Source organism: Rubritalea sp., assembly GCF_039830215.1.
Classification (GTDB): Bacteria; Verrucomicrobiota; Verrucomicrobiia; order Verrucomicrobiales; family Akkermansiaceae; genus Rubritalea.
The window spans coordinates 1-7,726 of record NZ_JBDOPO010000218.1 but is presented as its reverse complement, the minus strand read 5'-3'; the positions used below and the strand labels follow the sequence as shown (position 1 = coordinate 7,726).

Below are 7,726 nucleotides of genomic sequence, written 5' to 3'. Positions count from 1 at the left end.
TGATTGATGGTAAGCCATTGGATCAAAGCGTTCATGGCAACGACTTTTGGCAATGCGACTACGATCCAATGACTCAACTATGGAGCAGGACCTACAATATTCCTGCAAATGCTGATCTAACTAAGAGCTCTAACATTAAATTTATTTTCCCATGAAAAGATTAAAAATACTACTACTAACAATGTTGTCTTCTTCGGTCTTCGCTCAAGATAAACCGAATATCCTATTTATTTTTGCCGATGACTGGGGCTGGGGCGATCTAAGTTGCCACGGCCATCCATATGTAAAGACTCCAAACATAGATAGATTGGCTGCTGAAGGGACCGACTTTCACCGATTTACAGTTGCTAGTGGAGTTTGCTCTCCTAGTCGAGCAGCAGTCATGACTGGGCATTTCCCAGCGCGCTACAGCATTGACGGCCATTTTGCTTGGGCCTCTAGTAATGCCAAACGTAATATGCCGGACTGGCTGAGTCTTACAGCACCGCTATTACCTAGGATGCTCCAGAAAGCTGGTTACGCCACTGCGCATTTTGGTAAGTGGCATCTATCTAACAATATGATTTCAGATTCGCCGTTGCCCAGCCAATATGGCTATGACACATACGGAGCCTTTAACTGCGCTGGAGAGCAAATGCCAGTGCATGAAGACGCACGCAACGCCATTGCGTTCATAGAGGAAACTAATAAAGCTGAAAAGCCGTTCTTTATAAACCTTTGGATTCATGAGCCACATACGCCGTTTCATACGGTCCCTAAATATCGCTGGAGGTTTCCGAATCTAAATGAGGCTGATAATATTTATGCTTCGGTTTTATCCCATGCAGATGACCGAGTAGGTGAGGTTTTAGATACTCTAGAAAGGCTTAATATTTCTGACAATACACTGGTGATTTTCTCCTCTGACAATGGTCCAGCGCGAGGCGTTGGGAACGTGCCGTTAACGTTGAAGCACGATACCGCGACGGGCGCAGGGTACGGGCTTGGTGGAGCAAAGGGAATTACAGGTGGCCGTAAGGGGTATAAAGGGTCTCTGTTTGAAGGTGGTATCGGTGTGCCATTTTTGGCCCGTTGGCCGAAGCATATTGCTGCGGGAAAGGTGGATGAAAGCTCACTGATTTCAGCTGTGGATCTTCTCCCCACATTTTGTGAGATTGCTGGTGCTGAGTTGCCAGTCGGTTATGAGCCTGACGGCTTGAGCCAGGTGAGCGTGCTGATGGGAAAAGCCTCGGTAAAACGTGAAAAGCCACTTTTCTGGAAAATGGACAATCAGTGGCCTGGGTCCAAAGATAAACCTGATCATTGGGTTGGTTACGCGGTTGTGGATCAGAATTGGAAGCTCGTTACTGATAGAAATTTGAAGTACTTCGAACTCTACGATATTGTGGCGGATCCCTATGAGAAAAATGATTTGAAGGCCAATCACGCGGAAGTCCTGGCTAGCCTGACAAAAAAACTCACTGACTGGACAGCAACCTTGCCAGCGGGCCCAGATAAAGATACTTTTTCTGCTGAAAGAACAAAATAGAATTTGAGATAAAATCGACCGCATATCCTGTAAACGGATGATACTCGATGCTCGAAAAATGTAAGATATTCTAAAAACTATGAGCGTGAGATTTCTCCGTCCTAGATCTTTAGAATTTTGATTAGATAGATTGTTATGAAGAAAAGATTATTAAAAAGTAGCTTACTGGCATTGACAGCACTGGGTCTCAACGGCTCTGTCTTTGCTGAAGAAATGGATAAGATGTGGGGCAAGAAAAGCCAGCAGCTTATCAAGCCCAGTCATCAAAGCCTGAAGTGGTTTACCGAGGATAAATACGCGATGTTTATCCATTGGGGGCTGTACTCAGAAATGGGTGGTGTCTGGCAAGGAAAGACCCACTATGGTATAGGTGAATGGTTGATGGTTATGGCGAATATCCCCGTGGATGCTTATAAAGCCTCCGCTAGCAAATTTAACCCTGAAAATTTTGATGCCAAGCAGTTAGTTAGACTCGCTAAAGCAGCCGGGATGAAGAGTATTATCATCACCGCGAAGCATCACGAAGGCTTTGCTATGTTTGACTCTAAGGCGAGTGATTTTACGATCACCAAAGCCACTCCTTTTAAGCGTGACCCGATGAAAGAACTGGCCGACGCCTGTGCCGCAGAAGGTGTCCGCTTCGGATTTTATTATTCACAGAACCAAGATTGGACAGAACCCTACGGTGGTCAGTATAAAGGAGAGCGGCCAGAGGGATACACTCCGAAAGATTTTGATGTCTACTTTAAAAATAAGGTAGTGCCTCAGGTGACTGAGCTCCTGACTAATTACGGAGATATAGGCATCATTTGGTTTGATACTCCAGGTAATATGGATGCTAAGTATAGCTCTCAGCTGGTTGATCTAGTAACCAAGTTGCAGCCTAATTGCTTGATCAATAGTCGTATCGGTGGGGGCTATGGTGACTACGTTTCTCTGGGAGATATGCATATTCCTCCAGTTAGACCAGATCTCGGAGTATGGGAAACAGTGGATACCACCAATGATTCTTGGTCATACGCTTGGTATGATCAAAACTGGAAGTCTCCCAAGACTATCTGTAAGCGCCTTGTGCAGGTGATTGCTCGTGGTGGCTCCTACATGCTGAATGTCGGCCCCAAGGGAGATGGGTCGATCCCCGAGAAGGCAATCGAGACATTGACTGCTTCTGGAGACTGGATTGAAGCGCATGCTGAAGCAGTCTATGGAACTGAAGCGTCGCCATTCGACCAAGGTTTCAGTTGGGGAGATTTAACGACGAAAGGCAATGACGTCTACTTGCATGTTTTCGAGTGGCCTGTCGCCGGAACGCTGCGCCTGGCGGACTTGGGAGCAAACGTAACATCAGCCTCGATTCTCAACGATTCTTCCAATGTAGAATTCTCAAAAGATGGTGACGTTCTGGAAATACATCTTGGATCACGAGTTGGGCGCGATCTTTCCATGATTCCGGTGGTCAAGCTCACCCTAGATGGGCCTGTCAAGGTGACGAATCAGGCGAAACAAATCGACGGCTTAACTCCAGCTACTTTACTGGCAGGGGTCGCTTCTACTGAAGGATGCGAAGTCAACGAGCACCGATGGATGGAAAAATTTGGTGAGTGGAAGCACGATTATTTCGTCGAGAAATGGACATCCAAGGACGCCAAAGCCACTTGGGACATCAATGTGCTGGAGGCGGGTGACTATCTCGTCAGCCTCGAGTATTCTTGTCAGAATGACGCGGTGAATTCTGAGTGGGTTTTATCGAGCGGGGACGAGAGCATTACCTTCATTGCCTACGAGTCTGGCTATGACGCTAAAAAGAAAGTCCAGCCTGGGCCACCACGCCAGCGTACTTTCAAGGTGACATTAGGTGTGTTGAATATTCCCAAAACAGGGTTAAACCAACTTCAAATCACTCCGCGTAATATCATAGGTGAGGGTATAGGAATAAAAGGTATCAGCATTGAACCATATCGCTAAATAGCTCTAATCTAATGCATATTTTGAGCACTCGTAGTAAATAGATGGGGACGTATGACTGACTTATGCTGGTGTAGGTCACCTCACATAGAAGCTTCAGATAGTGAATAGTTGTGAGCTACAAATAGAGATTTAACTATGAAAGCGAGCGGGCTAGTTCCTAGGTGCTCTGTTCGTCGAAACATATTTAATGCTCAACATTTGTTCCTGCCAAGTACGTAGCCGTATCCGAATGCGGCTATGCCTCTTGTCACATGTTTGTCAGCGTCGCTCAGTAGTGAGTTTCTATTAGCTTTGAGTAGTGTGAATTCTCCGGAGTAGTGCTTTGGGAGAACTGCCTCATTTACTCGAGGTTTATAAGTACTTCGCTCAGGGTCACATAGTCCTTTTCATTCAGTAGGACCTTAAACACCTAGCTGTGGTGAACGCTTAAGGGGGTGCTCGCATAAAATTCGATGAGCTTCCTCTTGGCGCCAAGATGCGTGATGTTTGTCAGAGCCACTGTGAATTTCGTTGTTCGCTTGGTCAAGAGAGCAGGACACTCGTCTTTTTGCGATCGCTTTGGTGGATTTTTTCAAATCGACCGGGGCGCACAATCAGCCCCATAAAATCCAAAATGTAGTTTTACCATGAGTGCTGTCACCCGTGTGAATGTCTAGAATGTTCATGAAACTCATAAGCTCTTGTATTGTAAGGTTTGAAGTTTTATCGATGAGACTTTGAAAACTTTGTAGAACTAGAATTTCAAGCATAAGCAGCGGATTAAAAGGAAGGTTCCCTCCCTTACTCCACATTCACTGCTGTTATAGCGGGTGATATCTTGGCGGATTGTCGAAAAAGGCTCTGATCTATAGCGCCTTTGAGTTTGAGTATGCTAAATTCCCGCTTAGCAACGTTCTGTTGATGGCTATTGATGAGAACGGGTGGCCTCCATTGCTCGGCTTTGAGGTAGTTCAATGGTAGTCGCATTATTCTACATGAGTGACAAAGGAAACGAGGTCCTTGCGCATTTTCTCTAGATCGGATTGATTCAGATAGAACATGTGGCCTGCATCGTACCAGGCTGTCTTTATGTTAGCGCGTTGCGCTTTGGGCAGCATTATGTGGTCTAGACTGTAGAGTATGCCGTTGGCTGGCGTCGCTAGGTCGGTGTGTCCGCATTGGACTAACACACGGAGTTTTGGATTGTGCTTGAGTGCGCTGGCGATTGACCCGCTGAGGTTGACGTATGAGTTGTTAGCGTTCCAGTTCCATGGGTGCACCTTGCTGGAGATGATTTCGTAGACGCGTTCGTCTTTCCAGCCTAGGTCGCGGCCGAGGTAGTCGAGCATGGCCGTGGCAATAGGGCCGTGGACTACTGAGTAGGAAGGGTCGTAGTCTGGATACTCGCTCGCAGTATTGATCGCATCCCAAGCAACTCGGGCGTCAAAGCGACCGAGGACTTTGCCTTCGCTTTTGAGAAGTTGTTTGCGGAATTTTGTGGTGGAAATGCGCAGGTGGTTTTCGATGATCCACTGAGGATCGAGACTAGTTAGTTCGGATAATTTGTTCGCAATATTTTGTTTGGTCGCGTCATCGAGCGTGTGCCCGCGGTGGAGAGCTGTGCGGTAGGTGGTGGCAGCAAATTCTTTAGCATCTTTGACGATGGTGGCCCTATCGCCTTTAATTTTACCGTGGAAATGCGCGGTGGCGGCGAGCGATGGAAGATAGATCGCGTAGCAGAGATCGTTTCCCTGGCTTGGGCTCAGCGTGCGGTAGTCGAGTAGTCCTGAGAGTAAAATGACTCCATTTAGGTGCATGCCGTAGCGCTTTTGTAACTTGTCTGAGAGACCTGCGGCACGGAGTGAACCGTAGCTTTCGCCGAGTACGAATTTTGGGGAAGACCAACGCTTGTGCTGGGTCACCCAACGGCGGATAAAGTCGGACATCGAGTCGAGGTCGCCAGTGACTCCAAAGAATTGTTTCGATTTGTCTGTCGGGCGTGAGAGTCCAGTCGCGGTTGGATCGACAAATACGAGGTCCGCGACATCGAGAATAGACTGCGGGTTTTCCACCACGGTGATAGGAGGATTTAGGGCCTTGGTGCCGTCCGGGGAAGTGGGGATGATCTTGGGCCCTAGAGCTCCGATGTGGAGCCAGACAGATGAGGAGCCGGGACCACCATTGAAGGCGAATAGAACGGGGCGAGTGCTGATATTTTTGACCCCTTTTTTGATGTAGCTGACGTGAAAAATACTGGCTTGGTCATCGCCTTTGTCATTCTTGAGTAAGAGCTCGCCAGTCGTTGCAATGTAGTCGACCTTCGAGCCTGCGATCGTGACTGATCCGTCTCGGCTGACTGGCTTTTTCTGCTCAGCTTTAGCAGGGTCTTTTTTGTCTGCCGCGCTGCCGCTGGTGACAGTGAGTAGAAGGCCAACAAGAAGAGTGAGTGGTGATGTCCAATGCATAAGGAATAAACAAGCAGAGAATCGCTCTTCTGTCATCAATTCTTAAGGAAATCTAACTCATCGGTCTTAAGCATTATACCCGCTTTTGGGATCAATAGTACGCGGGGGGGGACTGGCTCTTGTCTGCTATTTAAATTGGGTTGCTGAAGGAGGGGGAATGAGCGGGCTATCCAAGTACAGGCATCTATGCTAACTCTAAATCATGTTGATCAAGCGCCTCATTACTTCCCTTTGTCTACTCAGCCAATTAAGCTTGGTTTCTTGCGCCTCGGAGACTGATTTGCGCAGTGCAGTCGTGCTGGGTTTGATGGGGAAAGGTGGTGGGGACCGCCTCTTTTACTATCCAACTAAAGACGCACCGTTCACACCAGCCAAGCACGGCTATGCCTATGAAGATGTGACATTCAAGGCTAGTGATGGAGTCAAGCTTCATGGATGGTGGCTTCCGACCCAGAAAAAATCAGCCAAGGCAACAATTGTCTATTCACATGGTAACGCGGGTTCCTTACCGCACCATGTTGTCTTCGTGTATTGGCTGGTGGATGCAGGTTACAACGTGATGATGTACGACTACCGTGGTTATGGAAAATCTGAGGGTGAGGTTTCGAAAGAGGGAGCAGTCGAAGATGCCAAGGCCGCATTTGCCTATGCCGCTGGGAGAGAGGATGTGGATGGAATTATTTCCTTTGGTCATAGTTTAGGTGGGGCAAAGTCCATCGCAGCGCTCGCTGAGTCGGCTCCGAAGAAACTAAAAGCCGTGATCGTAGATTCAACCTTTGCTTCTTATAAGGATATGGCCGAACGTGTGGCTGGGCCCCGAGCGCGAAAGGTGGTGACTGATACCTATGATCCCTGCGTTTACGTGAAAAAATTGCCAAAGGGCATGCCAGTTCTTGTGGTGCACGGTTCTGCTGACTCGACAATCCCATTTGCTCAAGCGGAGAAGCTAGTGGCAGCGGCAAATCCTCCAAAACGGTTAATACGAGTCGAGGGTGGAGATCACGTGAATTGCTTTTTTGTAGAAAAAGGGAAATACCGCACCCAGCTCTTGCGCTGGATGAACCAGACTTTAGCTCCATAAGATTTAAAAATTATCCACTTTTCTGTAGACAGGACGGGGCACTTGGGGTAAATCCCTGCTCGTCCGAGGTGAGATCTTCAGACAGTAACAAATGAATGGCAGGTTAGCTCAGTGGTAGAGCAGTGGAATCATAGTCCATTGGTCGAGAGTTCGAATCTCTCACCTGCTACCATTTAAATAAGTTCCCGTAGCTGTAGGCATTACGGTTTTTTTGTTGCCCTAAACTTAAAATCAATTCCAGCAGATAGTGGGCTGGAGGTTGCTAGAGATCCAGTTTTTAGTGTTGCCAATGTGATGAAGCTATTCTTCTTAATTTTCTGCTTGTTTAGTCTCCCGACGACGCTTTTTTTGGGGAGGTAGACTTTACTGAGGAGCTATCTTTAACGTTGTTAGTAATTGCAGTTTATATTGAAATTCTAGCTGCTTAATCACAGTCATTGCATAGCAGCTCAATGAGTAACTGTAGTCCTTGAGTTTGTGGTGCTTTTTCGCACTGTTATGCACTATAGATTTGATGTCTAGTCACCCACAGTACTCGCCTTTGGCAAAGCCCGTAGATATGAGTAATGTTCACAGAGGTTATTAATGGGGCGGAAAATAAGGCAGCATAGGATATTTTTGATGAGTTGAAGTATTTCTGAATCCTCGTCTGCCTCTTAGCCAAACTCCTGACTTGAGTTTTAACCTGCTCCTTGAATTTACCTT

The 7,726-nt window shown here is 47.2% G+C and carries 5 protein-coding genes and 1 tRNA gene; 4 read left to right on the top strand and 2 right to left on the bottom strand.

The window, feature by feature from the left end; all coding sequences use genetic code 11:
- Nucleotides 1-151: 151 nt before the first annotated feature.
- Complete coding sequence (locus ABGY95_RS07285) at nucleotides 152-1,528, top strand: sulfatase-like hydrolase/transferase (protein ID WP_347441027.1); 1,377 nt, start codon at nucleotides 152-154, stop codon at nucleotides 1,526-1,528.
- A 135-nt stretch (nucleotides 1,529-1,663) separates the two neighbouring features.
- A complete protein-coding gene (locus tag ABGY95_RS07280; protein ID WP_347441026.1) occupies nucleotides 1,664-3,493 on the top strand; it encodes an alpha-L-fucosidase in 1,830 nt (609 codons plus the stop codon).
- A gap of 783 nt (nucleotides 3,494-4,276) precedes the next feature.
- Here the strand turns inward: ABGY95_RS07280 and ABGY95_RS07275 are convergent.
- Together ABGY95_RS07275 and ABGY95_RS07270 are read right to left on the bottom strand one after the other, a co-directional pair.
- Entirely contained in the window at nucleotides 4,277-4,462 is a 186-nt protein-coding gene (locus ABGY95_RS07275; RefSeq protein ID WP_347441025.1) for a hypothetical protein, read from the bottom strand.
- Nucleotides 4,462-5,976: a peptidase S10 gene (locus tag ABGY95_RS07270; RefSeq protein WP_347441024.1), complete on the bottom strand. Its 1,515-nt coding sequence runs from the start codon at nucleotides 5,974-5,976 to the stop codon at nucleotides 4,462-4,464. Before ABGY95_RS07270 ends, ABGY95_RS07275 begins: the two co-directional genes overlap by 1 nt.
- A 166-nt stretch (nucleotides 5,977-6,142) precedes the next feature.
- On the opposite strand from ABGY95_RS07270, the gene ABGY95_RS07265 reads away from it, so the two are divergent.
- Both ABGY95_RS07265 and ABGY95_RS07260 read left to right on the top strand, forming a co-directional pair.
- On the top strand, nucleotides 6,143-7,021 hold the full coding sequence (locus ABGY95_RS07265) for an alpha/beta hydrolase (protein ID WP_347441023.1): 879 nt from the start codon (nucleotides 6,143-6,145) through the stop codon (nucleotides 7,019-7,021).
- Nucleotides 7,022-7,118: 97 nt separating this feature from the next.
- Nucleotides 7,119-7,193, top strand: a tRNA-Met gene (locus ABGY95_RS07260).
- The last annotated feature ends 533 nt before the right edge of the window (nucleotides 7,194-7,726 follow it).

Coding starts and splice junctions, on each gene's coding strand:
- ABGY95_RS07285 (WP_347441027.1), top strand. CDS start 152: ATGAAAAGATTAAAAATACTACTACTAACAATGTTGTCTTCTTCGGTC.
- ABGY95_RS07280 (WP_347441026.1), top strand. CDS start 1,664: ATGAAGAAAAGATTATTAAAAAGTAGCTTACTGGCATTGACAGCACTG.
- ABGY95_RS07275 (WP_347441025.1), bottom strand. CDS start 4,462: ATGCGACTACCATTGAACTACCTCAAAGCCGAGCAATGGAGGCCACCC.
- ABGY95_RS07270 (WP_347441024.1), bottom strand. CDS start 5,976: ATGACAGAAGAGCGATTCTCTGCTTGTTTATTCCTTATGCATTGGACA.
- ABGY95_RS07265 (WP_347441023.1), top strand. CDS start 6,143: ATGTTGATCAAGCGCCTCATTACTTCCCTTTGTCTACTCAGCCAATTA.